The sequence below is a fragment of the Enterococcus sp. CWB-B31 genome, assembly GCF_020567645.1.
Lineage (GTDB): Bacteria > Bacillota > Bacilli > Lactobacillales > Enterococcaceae > Enterococcus_L.
Genome location: NZ_JAJDJW010000001.1, coordinates 484,333 through 500,556 on the forward strand (window position 1 = coordinate 484,333; position 16,224 = coordinate 500,556).

Sequence of the window (16,224 nt, forward strand, 5' to 3'; positions counted from 1 at the left end):
ACTTTGGAGCGGCGAAGATTCTGAGGTAAGAGGATAAATCTGCTTTTAAGGGTTCTTTTATGTATTTTTTTATTGCTGGAAGAGCTGAATTTGAAAATGAAAATATAGAGAAAGAGGTTGTGACAGAAGTGTTCTGTCTCAAGAAATAAGTCGGACTATACGAAAATAGCTACTCATATTTTCAGTATAGTTCGACTTATTTCCGAAGAGACAGCTTCTGGAACACCGTTTATTCGGTTTTAGGGATCTCAGACATACTTTTGTCATAGTCCCTTAATTCTATACCAGACTGCCTATGGCAACGGTTGGTTTTCCTTTAATTACCAGTGTTAATTTTATAGTGTTTCAGCTCAGAACTATCTATTATCAGAGGCTTCTTGTTATTGTTTTTTCCAGTTCAACAAAAACAAATAGAATGATTCCTGCTGTCAGGGAAAGACCGATATGATTCAAATCAATAGCGGCAGTTCCTAAGATTGTATGCATGAACGGCGCATAAATAAGCAGGCTTTGCAAAATGAACAGGACAAGCAAGGAGAGCCAAAGAACTTTGTTGGTCAGTATTTGAGCATTAATGGAAAAATCAGTGATTTCCCGACAGTTGATCATGTAGAAAACCTGACCGAATACGATTGTCATAATCAGGGTAGTCTGCATAACAGCAGCTGAAGCTTCACGAGTTGCCAGGAAATCATTGACAAAAAATCCAAGAGCAGCCAGTAAGATGGAAACATAGATAATTCGAAAAACAGCATACTTGTCTAAAATGTTTTTTTCTGGATCTCTGGGAGGGGCTGCCATTCTGCCTCTTCCCAAGGGTTCAAAGCCTAGTGCAAAGGAAAGGGTGATTGTCGTAACCATATTTAGCCATAAGATTTGTACAGAAGTCAGCGGCAGCGGTCGATCCAATACAATCGAAAGAACCACCAGCAGCCCTTGTGCAAAAGCTGTGGGCAGAGAAAAATAAATAGTTTTCTTTAAATTGTCATACACTCTGCGACCTTCTTTTACAGCACTTGTAATCGTTGCAAAATTGTCATCAGCCAGTACCATATCTGCAGCATCTTTTGTGACCTGCGTGCCTTTTATTCCCATTGCAATACCAATATCTGCCTGCTTTAATGCAGGTGCATCATTGACGCCGTCACCGGTCATTCCGACAATGTATCCATTCTTTTGTATCGCATGTACAAGACGTAATTTATGCTCCGGCGTTGTTCGAGCATAGACATCGTTTTTCAAAACAATCTCTGCGAGTTCATCATCAGACAATTGTTCAATATCTTTTCCTTCCAATGCATGGTCATACTGTTCCAGACCAATCTGCTTTGCAATCGCAATGGCAGTGTCCTTGTGGTCGCCTGTAATCATTTTGACAGAGATGCCTGCTTTTTTACTAACTGCCACTGCTTCGATTGCTTCCGGTTTCGGTGGATCTATGATGCCATACAGCCCAATCAAAATCATTTCATCTTTTAGATCCTGATGTGAGAGCGACTCTTTTTCCTGAGGGACCTCTTTAAAAGCAGCAGCTAGAACGCGCTGTCCTTTTTGCGCCTGTGCCTGAATTTTTTCCTGCCAGTAGGTCTCATTAAATGGCTGTCTTCCATCTTTATGGAGTTGAAACTCTACCATGCGCAATAGAATATCAGGGGCTCCTTTCAAATAAATGAAGCGGCGATGATCCACCTCTACTAAGGTTGCCATATATTTATATGAAGAATCAAAAGGGATCTTGCTGATGTCATGTTCTTCCTCTATGATCGACAAATGATTTGCCCATTCAAGCAGAGCGCCTTCTGTTGGATTCCCAATCACTTCCCGCTGTCCATTTTTATAAGTAATTTTTGTATCATTACAATATCGGGCAACCTCGATCAGTTTTCTTAGTACATCATCCTCTTCTGCCTGAGTTAATTCTTTTTGGTACATTTCAGGCTCTATCTGACTGCTTTTTTCAGTTCCATCTACCGTTACAATTGAAACAACCTGCATTTCATTTTTTGTTAATGTACCGGTTTTGTCGGAGCAAATGATTCCCATACTTCCCAGAGTTTCTACAGCGGGCATTTTTTTGATGATCGCTTTTTTTTGCGCCATTCTGGCAACTCCTACAGATAAAATAATCGACAGTACTGCAGGCAGACCTTCCGGAACCGCTGAAACGGCTAGTGCAATCATGGAAGACAATAATTTGCTTCCTGTAAAATCACGAAAAAAAATACTGAAAACTGTCAAGCCGGTGATTAGAGCAGCTAATGTATAAAAAATTTGTTTATTCAGTATTTTCATTTTCTTAATCAAAGGCGTTTCACTGTTATCAATACTTTTTAAGTGTTGACTGATTTTCCCAATTTCGGTATCATCGGCAACACTGACGACTACGCCTTTACCGGAGCCGCTGGTGACTAAGGTTCCTGAGAATACCATGTTCGTACAATCACCAAGCTCCACATTTTCCGTAATCATCTCACTGTGTTTTTCTACGGGCGTTGATTCTCCAGTTAAGATTGCCTCTTCAACGACTAGGTTATAAGCTGCAAAGACACGCAGATCTGCAGGAATGATATCTCCCGGATTTAAGCAAACCACGTCGCCCTTCACCAATGTTTCAGCATCTGTTACCTGTTTTTCTCCATCACTCAGAATCACGGCGGAGGTACTCATCATGTCATTCAGACTTTTAAGAGAATCTGTCGCTTTTGCTTCCTGAACATAACCAATAATTGAATTAATAAGTACAACGAAAAGGATAATGGTCATATCAATAAAATCGCCGGACAGACCTTTTAATACGGCGGAAGCAATCAATACATAAATCAGCAAATCATGAAAGTGAGCGAAAAATTTTTTTAATTTTCCATCTTCCTTTTCTCCGGTCAGTATATTTTTCCCGTCTTGCTCCAGCCTTTTTTTTCTAACTTCCTGACTCAATCCTATTTCAGATGTGTCCAGCACTTTAGACAGTGCGGTCATATCCATTTGATACCATTTCATAAAGATCTCCTCCTTGAAAAAGTGTAGATATCTTCTCTATTTTACTATAGAGTCAGCCAAACGAATAAAGATATGATTCTTTTTGATTGTAGGAATGCATCTATAGGAATAGTAAACAACAGTGGGCAAATATTTATATTCATTACTAAGGGATAGATAGTATGTGAAGCGCTGATGGGGATAAATTTGTCAGAATTTATTTCACATACAAAGAGATAGCTGTATGCAGATGACAATCTTTGTATGTGAAATATTCATCTCAAGAAATGATAGGATTTATGTTTTAGTCAGTGAGAAACGAAAAGATCGGACGGCCAAGAATTTCCGCAGCATTAAAGGAGATTCGGGAATTAGCAGATGCTTTACAGGGATAGTTGTAGCTGATTTGACTCGATTTAGTAATGGAATCAGGCAGCTGCTTTTCACAGCCGAGTTGCTTGTGGTCTGCTGGCCGAATGCTTGATCCTAATGATTCTTGCAGTTGCGTTTTACAGGAGATAAACCTTTGTTACTATTCGAATCATAGGGGATATATAGGCGATTAGTCTCCGGACAGAACAAAATACTAGGGTGTGTCTGAAAACTCAAGCGGCAAATATTTTGATGATTTTTATCGAACTCCTTGTCATAAATACTCGCTTATGAACCACATAAGCTGCGTTTTCTTCCTTGATTTCAACAAAAATCACTGAAAAATTTGAATACCACTAACTTTTCAGACACGCCCTAGTAGTTTAGGTTTATTTAAAGTAATAAATTTTGTATGGGCGACCAATTTTAGTATAGATAGTTTCAGGCTTCAATCGATTTATTGTTTCTAAATAGCGCAAATATTTACGAATAGATACATGAGAAAGGTCTGTTTTTTTGACTAATTCATTTAATTTAAATGGTTGATTCAGGCTATTGATTGTATCAATAATTAGTTCTAAGGTTTCATTGGACAATCCTTTTTCTAGAACTACCTCAGAAACAGCTGTATTAGCAGAATTTCCCCTTAAATTGTCAATGACAGTTTGATCGATTGTTTCTCTCTTTAAACTTTTTTCTTTTTCAAGAAACAATTGAATACTTTGTTCGAAGCGTTCAAAAGTAAAAGGCTTAATTAGGTAGTCCAATGCTCCGAAATGCAGCCCCTCTTGTACACTTAAGGCTTCATTTGCAGCCGTAATCAGGATGACCTCTACATTGATTTGCTGATTTCGTAACATACGTAAAAATTCCAAGCCATTGTCATCTTTCAAGTGAATATCCAATAGAATTAAATTGATTTTTTTATCGGTAATCAACGCCATGGCGTCTTTAACAATACTTGATGAATAGATATTTATAAAACTATTCATTCTTTCCAGATAATTTCTATGAATAAATTCTACCATAGGGTCATCTTCAACAATTAAGACATTCATATTGCTCCTCCTTCATAGCTGGTTTTTAAAATCAAAATTATTCCCGATGATTGGGTTTCAATCGTAAATGTTCCTTCAGCATCTTTGAGTAGCTCTTTAAAATAATTTTCTTGGAAAAAGACAGATAATTTATCAGTGTTTATAGTACTATCGGTTAAAATGTAGCTTGAAGTCAATAAATTACTTGTACAGTCAATGGTTACTGGCAGTTTTTCAGGTAATTCCTGCTGCAATAAAACATGATGGATATAGCGGTATAAGCTAATGATTGTAATTGTCTTTTTTTGATCCAGATAATCAGGTAATTCAGAGAAAAGTTCAATTGCTAAATCTATCCCATATTTTGAAAACTTCTCTTGTTCACCAACTAAAAAAACAGCGATCATAGGATTTTTTACCAAAATGGAAAGACTGTTTGTAAACGTTTCTTCTGGATTTAAAATGTCATTAAGATAAATTTTTAGTTCATTGTAAGCTGCTAAATCTACTAAACCATAAATAACATGAAGCTTATTCATAAACTCATGGGATTGATTTTGTAACGCTGATACATAGGAAGTGGTACTTGCCAGCTGATCCATAACGAAAAGAGATTCGGTCGCATCTCTAAGAAAGATAATGGAACCTACTGCTTGTTTTCTCACTAATATTGGTGCTATATAAAAAAGATAATCTTGGCCATTTTGCCGATATAATTGCTCGGCATTACGTGTAAAGTTCAGCTGAGCTTTATCCTGTATTAAGGCATCCACTAATTGTCCTTCTAAAGAATCGCTGTTTCCGCCCAATTGAAGATAGAACTCTTTTGCGGCTGTGTTTGCCAAAGTGATTTTACCTAATCTATCGATTACGACAACTACATCTTTCGTTTCATTAAGCATCGCATTTCTCTCTTCTAAAAGTTTTGTGATTTCCTTAGGTTCTAAGTTTAATAATTGGCGTTTTAAATAATAAGCAACTAAGGTAGATGTGAACAAAGCAATTCCAACACTGATGATAAGAGAAAAAGCATAGCGTTCTCTGGAAGCTTTAACTAAGGTATCTAAAGAAGTCAGTTTAATTCCTAAAGCCACAACGCCAATTTGCTTGGAATCCTCAAAAATTGGTACAAATCCTCTTAATGAGTCACCTAATGTTCCTTTGCTGATAGAGATATGTTCTTTCCCTGACATTGCTGTTGTTTCATCTCCACCTTCAAAGGGCTGCCCGATTTTACTTATACTGGGATGGGTTAAACGAATCCCCTCCATATTCATAATGACAACAAAATCAAAATTATAGATTTCAGCTATATCTAATGTATATTGTTCAAGTGCATCCGAGGATTCATTTATTAGTAAAGCGCTTTTAATTTCTGGTTCTAAAGCAACTTGCTTACCTACAGAAAGCAACAATTGCTCCTCTTCTTTTTGTACCCGATCAGTATTTTCCTTTAATATTAATCCGTAAAGAATGGTGTTTGTTGTTAATAAGGTAACAATAAAGATAATCGATAGTAGCAGCCATAAGCTAATGCTCTTTTTCATGATGATCCCTCCATGGAAATTATACCATAGTCTTTTTCCCGGCCATTTCCTTAAATTAGTTGAACTACTTAAATTAGTTAAATAAGCTTCATTACCTGAAATATCATGACTATACTAAAGATACAAATAAATCAGGAGGGAAATTTATGGAAAAGCGTGAATGGTCAAAAACAAATCAGCAAACAGAAAAAAAAGCTACTGTAACAAATCAGCCAGCAGAAAAAGGAAATGCTATTTTAGAGAGGTGGATGAAAATCCGAGTTGGTTCTACTCCTCTGCCAGTCTATATAGTGTTGGCTGCAGTTATTATGATTACAGGTTACTTGCAGCAATTACCAGTAAACATGCTTGGCGGCTTTGCTGTTATATTAACCATGGGGTGGCTATTAGGGACAATTGGAGCAAATCTTCCTGTTTTAAAACATTTTGGCGGGCCGGCAATTTTATCTTTACTAGTTCCTTCTATTTTAGTTTTCTTTAATCTAATTAATCAAAATGTGCTGGATTCAGCAGATATACTTATGAAGCAAGCCAACTTTTTATATTTTTATATAGCTTGTCTCGTTTGTGGAAGTATCTTAGGAATGAATCGAAAAATCTTAGTTCAAGGACTTATGAAAATGATTATTCCAATGATGGTTGGTATGATTTGTGCAATGGGAGTGGGAACTGCTGTGGGTTTGTTGCTGGGAATGGATTGGAAACATACACTCTTCTTTATCGTAACGCCAGTTTTGGCAGGAGGAATTGGTGAAGGAATTTTACCACTTTCCTTAGGATACAGTGCAATTACAGGCACAGGCAGCGAGCAATTAGTTGCGCAACTGATTCCTGCAACAATTATCGGTAATTTTTTTGCTATCGTATGTTCAGCATTACTTTCCCGGTTTGGTGAAAAATATCCTAAATATTCTGGTAAGGGTCAACTGGTAAAAATATCCGACAATGATGACATGGCAGATGCATTAAAAGAAGATAAAAGCCCATTTGATATAAAATTAATGGGTGCTGGAGTCCTAGTTGCATGTGCATTATTCATTACAGGGAACTTGCTGCAGCATTTAACTGGATTTCCTGGACCTGTTTTGATGATACTTGTTGCAGCTTTCTTAAAATATGTAAATATCGTTCCTAAGGAAACACAGACAGGTTCAAAACAATTATACAAATTTATTTCCGGCAACTTTACCTTTCCGCTGATGGCAGGCTTAGGTTTACTGTATATTCCTTTAAAAGATGTAGTTGGAACACTAACATGGCAGTATTTTATTGTTGTTATCAGCGTTGTTTTTACTGTAATTGCGACTGGTTTCTTCATCTCTCGTTTTATGAATATGAATCCTGTCGAAGCAGGGATTGTATCAGCCTGCCAAAGTGGTATGGGAGGAACTGGCGACGTTGCAATTTTAAGTGCTACTGATCGTATGAACTTGATGCCTTTTGCTCAAGTAGCCACACGTTTAGGCGGTGCTATCACGGTGATAACCATGACGGCTATTTTAAGAATGATTTTCTAAAATCTAAAGTATTCAGACAAACCCTAATTTAGTTATGGAGGAAATAACAATGAAGAAAGATGTAAAAGAATTAGCATTAGAACAAGCAAGGAAATACGGCGGGAAATTATCTGTTGTTTCTAAAGTTGAGATTAACAATCGCCACGATTTGAGTGTTGCGTATACTCCAGGTGTTGCAGCTGTTTCTTCAGCGATTGCAGATAACAAGGCATTGGCACATGAGCTAACAATTAAGAAAAATATGGTTGCTGTAGTTAGTGACGGCTCTGCTGTTTTAGGCTTAGGAAATATTGGCGCAGAAGCAGCAATGCCTGTTATGGAAGGGAAAGCAGCTCTGTTTAAACAATTTGCAGATGTCGATGCTATACCCATTGTATTGGATACGCAAGATACAGAAGAAATTATTCAAATTGTTAAAGCTATTTCACCGACCTTTGGAGGAATCAACTTAGAAGATATTAGTGCACCCAGATGTTTTGAAATCGAAAAACGATTAATTGAAGAATGTGATATCCCTGTTTTCCATGATGATCAACATGGAACAGCAATTGTGGTTTTAGCAGCAGTTTATAACAGCTTGAAGTTAATCAATAAAACATTAGATAAAGTTAAAATTGTGATCAATGGCGGCGGCTCTGCCGGACTTTCTGTTGCAAAGAAATTTCTGGCAGCCGGTGCAAAAAATATTATAATTGTTGATAAAATTGGCATTATCAATGAAGATGATTGTGCAAGTTTGCCGCCACATCACGCTGAAATTGCAAAAGTGACAAATAGAGATAAAGTTTCTGGTACATTGGAAGATGCTTTGGTTGATGCAGACATCTTTGTCGGTGTCTCTGCGCCGGGGGCTCTAAAGCCAGAATGGATTCAGAAGATGGCGGATAAGCCTGTTATCTTTGCAATGGCAAACCCAGTACCAGAAATTTTTCCTGATGAAGCTTTAGCAGCGGGTGCCTATATTGTTGGTACAGGTCGTAGTGATTTCCCGAATCAAATCAATAATGTTTTGGCTTTCCCAGGGATTTTCAGAGGTGCGCTGGATGCACAGGCAACTAGAATTACCGAAGAAATGCAGATTGCTGCTGCATTAGGTATTGCTAGTTTAATTCCTGAAAATGAACTGACTACTACCAATATCATACCAGATGCTTTTGAAGCCGGTGTAGCAAAAATTGTTGCTAAATCAGTTGTTGAGGCTATAAAATGATGATTCAATAAAGTAAATCTTTGTTCAATAACCGCCAGATCAAACTGGTTCCCCTGGTATTATCAGGAAAATATTCTCTTTATAATTATGTTCTCTGTGTTTGAATATCAGTAAGCGTTCTATCTCTATATATAAAGAGACTTTTTAGCTAAAGCTGACTTCTGTACTTAGTAAGCATATTTTTAAATTTCCTTATGGGCCGGGGTAACCAAAGAAAAAAATCTTTCCGAAAATAAAAATCGGAAAGATTTTTTTTCGATGTTAAAGGAGCTATAAAAGTTTTGGTTAAGCAAACCCGGTGATGCCAAAGAATATAGAAGAAATTATTCGGTAAAAAGAGGCGCTATAATTTTGGAGACTGATAGAGAAAATTCTATCGGTTCCAGTTTTTTATAAAAAAACAAAGAAGATACACAACTTTTCCGCTAGAATAGAATCACCACAACACTAACTAGTAAAGGAACTATTTAATTAAGTATATACAAAAAAATCAAATTTTTTGACTGCATTTTTACGACAGACTATACTCAACTCAGTGACAGCTGGGTGCAGTTTTTGTTGTTATCTTAGAAAAACAGCTAAAAGAGCAGACAGTTTTCTTCAGTCCTTTATGAAAAGATTGCTCTCAAAATAGATGCTTTGTTTGTTATAGTTTATTTCGAAGCAGGGAATAAGAACGGTATTTCTTTTGAGCGACAGGTAGGATTATCATGAGTAATTCCAAAGAAAGAAATAAATATAGAACCAAAGCTGAACTCATACCATAAAGCTGTCAGGGGAAGGTGCAATTCTCGACAAAAAGACAGACTATGCGAGTTCATTAATGCGGTACTCAGTCGGACGGAAACGATAAGAAGAGTACTACTGCAAAAAAACTATTCCACTAAATCAAATCATAAATGGGGAGAGAGACCATGAAAAGCAAACTACAACAATATAAAATTCTTCTAATCCTGCTGATTCTTGCAGTAGTTTTGCTGGCTGTTTTTTTTAGCAGTTTCAGTTTTATTCTTGGTATAGTTGAACTTTTCGCAATTCTGGTTTGTGGTCAGCTAGTGTTCTTCGATCAGAGGAATGCTGCTTCCAAATTCGCCTGGATACTGACACTCCTCTTCCTGCCTCTGATTGGCATCATTTTATATTTTCTGTTGGGAAAGGAACCGCATCAGCGCAGGCTGCCAAAGAAACAGATAGAGGATGAGCAAAAGCTACAGGACTTTGTGTCGGAGCATTTGCAAAAATATCCCGAGATTATTCAAAATGAACATCCTCTGTCGGAGGATATTTTTCATCTTTCCTCCAAATATCCAACAAATGGGAATTATGTGAACATCTTGAGTGAAGGAAAAGAAGCATTTGCCTCTTTATTGAAAGATATCGGGCAGGCCCAAGACCATATCCACGTTTTTTATTTCATTATTAAAGGGGATGAGACGGGGACAGAATTGGTTCATGCGCTGATAGAAAAGGCAAAAGAGGGAGTCAAGATTCGTTTTATGTATGACAGTCTGGGTTCCATTGCTTTTCCGAATCAGCTGTTGGAGGAGCTGCGCAGTCAGGGGATTGAAGTGCGAACCTATGACCTGTTGAATTCTCCCTGGTTGAGTAACAAAGCCAACTGGCGTAATCATAGAAAAATGGTTATTATTGATGGAGAAATCGCTCATGTCGGTGGAATGAATATAGGAAATGAATACAGCGGGCGAGGGGAAAAATTTGTCTACTGGAGAGATACCAATATTCGTTTACAAGGACCCTCAGTCATTGAGGTACAGGAATGCTTTATTTATGACTGGCTGTTTTTGGATAAAGGGCAGTATACTCTATCTCATTTTCTGGTTAATGATAAACGCTATTTTCCATTAGTGGAGAATGAAACTGCAGCAATAGATTCTGAAATTGTTCAGGTTATTTACGGCGGACCGTATGACAAGGAGCGGGTCATTAAAGATTCATTTGTCGATCTGATCAGTAAGGCTGCTGTTTCCATCAAAATTGCCATGCCTTATTTTGTTCCGGATGAAGAAACATTGGGCGCTTTAAGACGGGCAGCGCGCTGCGGTGTAAAGGTCCAGCTGATCATTCCCGGAAAAGGGGATCGTGGGATTTCGTATCATGGAACAAATTCGTTTATTGACGAGCTGCTTTCAGCAGGGATAGAAGTGTATGCCTATGACCGCTCTTCTTTTATTCACTGTAAATATATGATTATTGATGATCATGCAGCAACAGTTGGCTCGACGAATTTTGACATCCGCAGTTTTTATCTTAATCATGAACTGTCACTCTTTATTTATGGTCCTTCACCGGCGATTGAGGAGTTGACTGACCAGTTTGCCATTGATCTGAACAATTCCGGTCAAGTGAATGAAGCCATACAGGCAAAGAGAACGCTGCTTGAAAAATGTAAGGAAAAAATCAGTGCGTTGTTTGTGCCGATTCTTTAAGGCAGCAAACAGATAAGCCTAGTGTATAATTGCTGAAATCAACATATTTATTAGACAGGAAGGTGAACGAGTATGAATAAAATTATTGTAATCGGTAATGGAGATGTCGGTTCAAGCTACAGCTTTGCTTTGATGGCCCAAGGGGTAGGAAGTGATGTGGGGATTATTGATCTGGATGCGAACAAAGTCGCTGGTGATGTACAGGATCTTACTCACGGACTGGCTTATGTCGGACCCAAAAATATCTATTCTGCGACTTACGCAGATTGTTCTGATGCGGATATGATCGTGATCACAGCCGGAGCTGCTCAAAAAGAAAACGAAACCAGACTGGATCTGGTGAAACGGAATGCCGCTATTATGAAGTCCATTGTTGAAGCTGTTATTCGGGAGGGGTTTAATGGAATATTTCTGATTGCCAGCAACCCGGTGGATGTGTTGACGCATTATGTAAAAGAGCTGACTGGATTTCCTCCAAAAAAAGTAATTGGTTCAGGCACGTCTTTGGACAGTGCAAGACTCAGAAGTGCGGTAGGCGAAAAATTTCAGATAGATCCAAGAGATGTGAATATTTACATTTTGGGAGAGCATGGAGACACACAATTTCCTGTTTGGTCGCATGGCAATATCGGAGGGTTGAAAATTACAGAATGGCTGGATCAGCATCCAGAGTTTTCACAGGAGGATCTTTTGAAGCTGTCAGAAAATGTCAAAAACGCTGCCTATGAAATTATCAATTATAAAGGCTCTACGCATTATGGAATAGCAATTGCTCTGGCACGAATTACTCAGGCGATTCTGCAGGATGAAAATTCGGTGCTGCCGGTTTCTGTTCATTTGGAAGGACAATACAACAGTGAAGATGTTTGTATTGGCTCCAATGCGGTTATAAACAGAGAAGGCATTCGGGAAATTATTGAGACGCCTCTTGATGAGGACGAGAAGAAGAGCATGCAGCATTCCATCCAAACCTTAAAAAACATGCAGGACAGTATACTGGAAGATCCGGCATTGAGGTAAAGCCGACTGGTATAAAAGGATGGGTGCTTTCAGCAGCTAAATCGTATAAGATGTTTGGGAAAGAAATCTCATCTTGTAATCGACTTACTTTCCTAAGATTGGAAGGCACCTATTTGCTGTAAATAATTTATCAGCTGTATGGAAAGAGATTGACATTCTGTTTTTGCAACTGTATTCTTAAACTGTTAATTGAATAGATTTCTTCGGGGCAGGGTGTAATTCCCGACCGACGGTGACAAGCAATACTTGAAGTCCGTGACCCGCATATTTGCGGTTGATCCAGTGAAATTCTGGAACCGACAGTTAAAGTCTGGATGGGAGAAGAAAAACTTAGTAGAACTTGACGGGAGAAGTGTATCTTTTTTTGTCATTGTTTCTTTGAGTTTGATTTGTAACAGCCCTGTGTATTTGTGCGGGGCTGTTTTGTTTTGGAAAGGAGGAATTATTTTGCATGAAATGTTTATGAAGCTGGCAATTGAGGAAGCAAAAAAGGGGCAGGGGAAGACCTATACAAACCCTTTAGTTGGCTCAGTCATCGTTAGTGGAAATGAAGTGATTTCGCAAGGCGCACATCTCGAATTTGGACAAGCGCATGCTGAAAAAAATGCAATTGATTTATGTAAAACTCCCGAAAAATTATTCAATTCAACACTCTATGTTACCTTGGAGCCCTGTGATCATTATGGAAAGCAGCCGCCATGTACAGCGATAATCAGCAACTCAGGAATCAAATGCGTAGTCATTGGGCAGCTGGACCCTAATCCGCTGGTTTCAGGAAAAGGTGTGGAAAAGTTAAGAGAACAGGGAATCCAGGTGATTACAGGTATTCTGGAAAAAGAGGTTCGTTCATTAAACGAACACTACAATTATTTTTTTGAAAGGCAGATGCCGTTCGTTACCTTAAAGCAGGCAATGTCAGCGGATGGGAAAATTTCTTTTGCCCGAAGACGAACACAGCTAACGCAGGAAGCGGCTTCAAAAAGGGTTCATGAAGAAAGAGGAAGCTATCAGTCAATTTTAGTGGGAAGTGAAACGATTTTAACGGATAATCCCAATTTATTATCAACAAACAAGTCTCCATTTCCTCCCGTTCGCATTGTGCTGGATCGAAGAGGACGAGTTTTAGTGCATCCCCAATTTAATATTTTTAAAGATAAAACAGCACCCGTACTGATTTTTACTGAAGCAGTTGTAAACACCGAACAATTGCCAGGGCATGTAGAAGTAGTCTCGTTATCAAAAGTCACGATTCCAGCAGTACTCCATGCGCTGCAGGAAAGAACCATTCAGTCTGTTTATGTAGAAGGTGGAGCAATAATCCATGATGCTTTTTTAGCAAGCGATTGTTGGGAAGAAATAATTTGTTATATGACACCGACTCTCTTGGGTGGAAATAGTCTTCCGGCGATGTCAAGTAATCGAGAGACTAGCCATTTAGCTTCAATGAAGTTCACAGAGATAGAAAAAATCGGTGAAGATTTTCGAATTGTCGGAAGGAGAGAGTGACATGTTTACAGGGTTGATTCAGGAAAAAGGAAAAATTATTCGAATGAGCCATATGGGGCAGACTGTAAAGCTTACCTGCCAAGCTTCGGCAGAATTGCTCAGGGACTATCAAATTGGAGACAGTATGGCCATAAACGGGGTTTGTCTAACTGCAATTTCAATCGCTCAACAACAATTTACCGTAGATATTATGCCGGAAACCTATCAGCGGACAAATTTTTCCCGCTTGAAAGTGAATGATGAAGTAAATCTGGAACGGGCACTCCTATATGAAGGGCGTTTGGAAGGACATTTGGTTACCGGACATGTAGACGGCATGACTCGCCTTAAAGAAAAAAGAGTACAGGAGAATGCGCTTGTTCTTACATTTGACTTTCCAGATTCATTTCATGGAGAAATTATTGCTCAGGGTTCTATCGCTGTTAACGGTGTCAGTTTAACTGTTACACAGATTACGAGTTCGAGTTTTTCCGTCAGCTTGATTCCTCATTCAAAGGATCAGACCAATTTAGGGAAATTAAATTGTGGCGATTATGTAAATATTGAAACTGATGTGTTGGGAAAATATGTGAAAGCACAGCTGGGTGTATACCAGCCGACAAACTGGAAAGGACTGGTTTAATTGAGTAGAGAGAAGATTCAGGAAGCCATAGCGTTTCTAAAAAAGGGCAAGCTGATTGTGGTGGCAGACGATGATGATCGGGAAGCAGAAGGCGATTTAGTTGGTATTGCAAATCTGGTGTCGGCTGAAAATGTCAACTTTATGGTTACCTTCGCGAGAGGCTTGATTTGTGCTCCTGTCTCTAAAAAAATTGCGAATCGTTTAAATCTTGCAGAAATGGTGGGGAATAATACGGACAGCTTTGGTACAGCCTTTACTGTCAGTGTTGATCATGTAGAAACAGCAACAGGTATTTCAGCTTATGACCGTGCCAAAACGATTGAAGCGTTGGCGAACAAGGAGAGCCTGTCGGAAATGTTTAATCGGCCGGGGCATATTTTTCCACTGATTGGTAAAGAAGGGGGTGTACTGGAAAGGCGTGGTCATACTGAAGCAGCCATTGATTTAGCCAAGCTGGTTAACCGGAGTGAAGCGGCTTATATATGTGAAATTCTAAACGAGGATGGAACCATGGCAAGACGGCCTCAGCTTGAAGTATTTGCAAAGAAGCATAACCTTCCGTTTATTACAGTTGAAGAACTGGTGACTTATCTTCATGCTGAAAAAACATCAGCTGTTAAATTGCCTACAGTTTTTGGCGAGTTTGACTTAATGCTTTTTGAAGATCAGCAGCATAAAGAACATTTAGTATTGTCCAAAGGGGACATTCGCCATACAGAGGAGCCGTTAATGGTTCGGCTTCATTCTGAGTGTTTAACGGGGGATATTTTTGGCTCTTATCGCTGTGACTGCGGGGAGCAGCTGCATGAGTCAATGCGAATGATTGAAGAGAAAGGAACGGGGGCTGTTTTATATCTGCGTCAGGAAGGTCGGGGAATTGGGCTGAAAAATAAATTACGCACCTATCAATTGCAAGAGCAGGGAATGGATACGGTTGATGCAAATCTGGCTCTGGGTTTTCAGCCGGATGAGAGAAATTATCAATTTGCGGCAGATATACTGGCTGCTTTAGGCGTTGAAGAGATTGATTTGATTACCAATAATCCTGAAAAAATCGAACAACTGGAAGCATATGGCATTAAGGTGAAGCATCGTATTCCAATTGAAATCCCAGCGGTAGAAGAAAATAAAAAGTATTTGCAAACGAAAAAAGAAAAATTTCATCATTTATTATCTAATTAAGAGAGGAAGAAGAATATGACTACGTTTGAGGGACAGCTTATTGGAAAAGGAATGAAAGTTGGTATTGTCATTGCCCGATTTAATGAATTTATTAATGCCAAACTGCTCAGCGGAGCTATGGATATTTTAATCCGTCATGGCGTACTGGAAGAAAATATTGATGTTTACTGGGTACCGGGGGCATTTGAGATCCCTTTTGTTACAAAGAAATTAGTCAGTGCCAAAAAGTACGATGGATTAATTACTTTGGGGACCGTTATTCGAGGTGCGACAACTCATTATGAACTGGTCAGTAATGAAGTAGCAAAAGGTGTAGCACATATTGGACTGGAAGCGGATATTCCCGTGATGTTTGGTGTGCTGACTACTGAATCTATTGAACAGGCGATTGAGCGGGCAGGAACAAAAGCTGGGAACAAGGGTGGCGAAGCAGCGCAGGGATTGATTGAGATGATCTCACTAAATAAACAGTTGATTGGATAAAAATATAATCAACTGTGAGAGGAAGGGTTGCTCGTTCTTTTCATTGAAGTACACAGATTAACATTTTCTATCATTTTCTTGGACAAAAGTACCAAATCATTTGTGTAAAACACTAGTGACTATAGCATAATAATGGGATATCTTTGTGCATAAAAATATTTTGATAGAATTTTAATGGTTAAGTAGTAATAGTTGCAGAGTAAAGATTTTTGTATAGTGAATTGAGAAGATGTATGTATATCAGTCAATAAAAATAGATTCCCCAACATAAAAAGACGCTCTTTTCCACCTTTAAGATGGGAAAA

General features: G+C 38.6%; 11 protein-coding genes and 1 riboswitch. Of the genes, 8 read left to right on the forward strand and 3 right to left on the reverse strand.

What is annotated here, in order from left to right; translation table 11 throughout:
* Positions 1 to 366: 366 nt before the first annotated feature.
* From LI954_RS02015 to LI954_RS02025, 3 genes are all read right to left on the reverse strand, one after another.
* Positions 367 to 2,997 carry an HAD-IC family P-type ATPase gene (locus tag LI954_RS02015; protein ID WP_229443352.1) on the reverse strand — a complete coding sequence of 877 codons (2,631 nt, stop codon included), beginning with the start codon at positions 2,995 to 2,997 and terminating at the stop codon, positions 367 to 369.
* A 740-nt stretch (positions 2,998 to 3,737) separates the two neighbouring features.
* Complete coding sequence (locus LI954_RS02020; protein WP_229442592.1) at positions 3,738 to 4,406, reverse strand: response regulator; 669 nt, start codon at positions 4,404 to 4,406, stop codon at positions 3,738 to 3,740.
* Positions 4,403 to 5,932, reverse strand: a complete 1,530-nt coding sequence (locus LI954_RS02025; RefSeq protein ID WP_229442590.1) for a Spo0B domain-containing protein — start codon at positions 5,930 to 5,932, stop codon at positions 4,403 to 4,405. Before LI954_RS02025 ends, LI954_RS02020 begins: the two co-directional genes overlap by 4 nt.
* A gap of 248 nt (positions 5,933 to 6,180) precedes the next feature.
* Here LI954_RS02025 and LI954_RS02030 point away from each other — a divergent pair, with 248 nt between their 5' ends.
* The 8 genes from LI954_RS02030 to ribE all read left to right on the forward strand — a co-directional run bounded on the left by LI954_RS02030 (position 6,181) and on the right by ribE (position 15,919).
* Positions 6,181 to 7,449 (forward strand): 2-hydroxycarboxylate transporter family protein, encoded by a 1,269-nt coding sequence (locus LI954_RS02030; protein ID WP_202068134.1) that lies wholly within the window; start codon positions 6,181 to 6,183, stop codon positions 7,447 to 7,449.
* A gap of 49 nt (positions 7,450 to 7,498) precedes the next feature.
* Positions 7,499 to 8,659: an NAD(P)-dependent malic enzyme gene (locus LI954_RS02035; RefSeq protein WP_202068097.1), complete on the forward strand. Its 1,161-nt coding sequence runs from the start codon at positions 7,499 to 7,501 to the stop codon at positions 8,657 to 8,659.
* Positions 8,660 to 9,573: 914 nt separating this feature from the next.
* Entirely contained in the window at positions 9,574 to 11,106 is a 1,533-nt protein-coding gene (gene cls, locus LI954_RS02040; RefSeq protein WP_229443354.1) for a cardiolipin synthase, read from the forward strand.
* Between the two features lie 72 nt (positions 11,107 to 11,178).
* A complete protein-coding gene (locus LI954_RS02045) occupies positions 11,179 to 12,126 on the forward strand; it encodes an L-lactate dehydrogenase (protein WP_202068095.1) in 948 nt (315 codons plus the stop codon).
* 195 nt (positions 12,127 to 12,321) lie between these two features.
* A riboswitch (FMN riboswitch) is annotated at positions 12,322 to 12,456 on the forward strand.
* A 117-nt stretch (positions 12,457 to 12,573) separates the two neighbouring features.
* Positions 12,574 to 13,632 (forward strand): bifunctional diaminohydroxyphosphoribosylaminopyrimidine deaminase/5-amino-6-(5-phosphoribosylamino)uracil reductase RibD, encoded by a 1,059-nt coding sequence (ribD, locus tag LI954_RS02050; RefSeq protein ID WP_420705960.1) that lies wholly within the window; start codon positions 12,574 to 12,576, stop codon positions 13,630 to 13,632.
* A gap of 1 nt (position 13,633) precedes the next feature.
* Entirely contained in the window at positions 13,634 to 14,254 is a 621-nt protein-coding gene (locus LI954_RS02055; RefSeq protein WP_229443356.1) for a riboflavin synthase, read from the forward strand.
* Positions 14,255 to 15,436, forward strand: a complete 1,182-nt coding sequence (gene ribA / locus LI954_RS02060) for a GTP cyclohydrolase II (RefSeq protein ID WP_202068093.1) — start codon at positions 14,255 to 14,257, stop codon at positions 15,434 to 15,436.
* Between the two features lie 15 nt (positions 15,437 to 15,451).
* Complete coding sequence (gene ribE / locus LI954_RS02065) at positions 15,452 to 15,919, forward strand: 6,7-dimethyl-8-ribityllumazine synthase (RefSeq protein WP_229443358.1); 468 nt, start codon at positions 15,452 to 15,454, stop codon at positions 15,917 to 15,919.
* Positions 15,920 to 16,224: the final 305 nt, after the last annotated feature.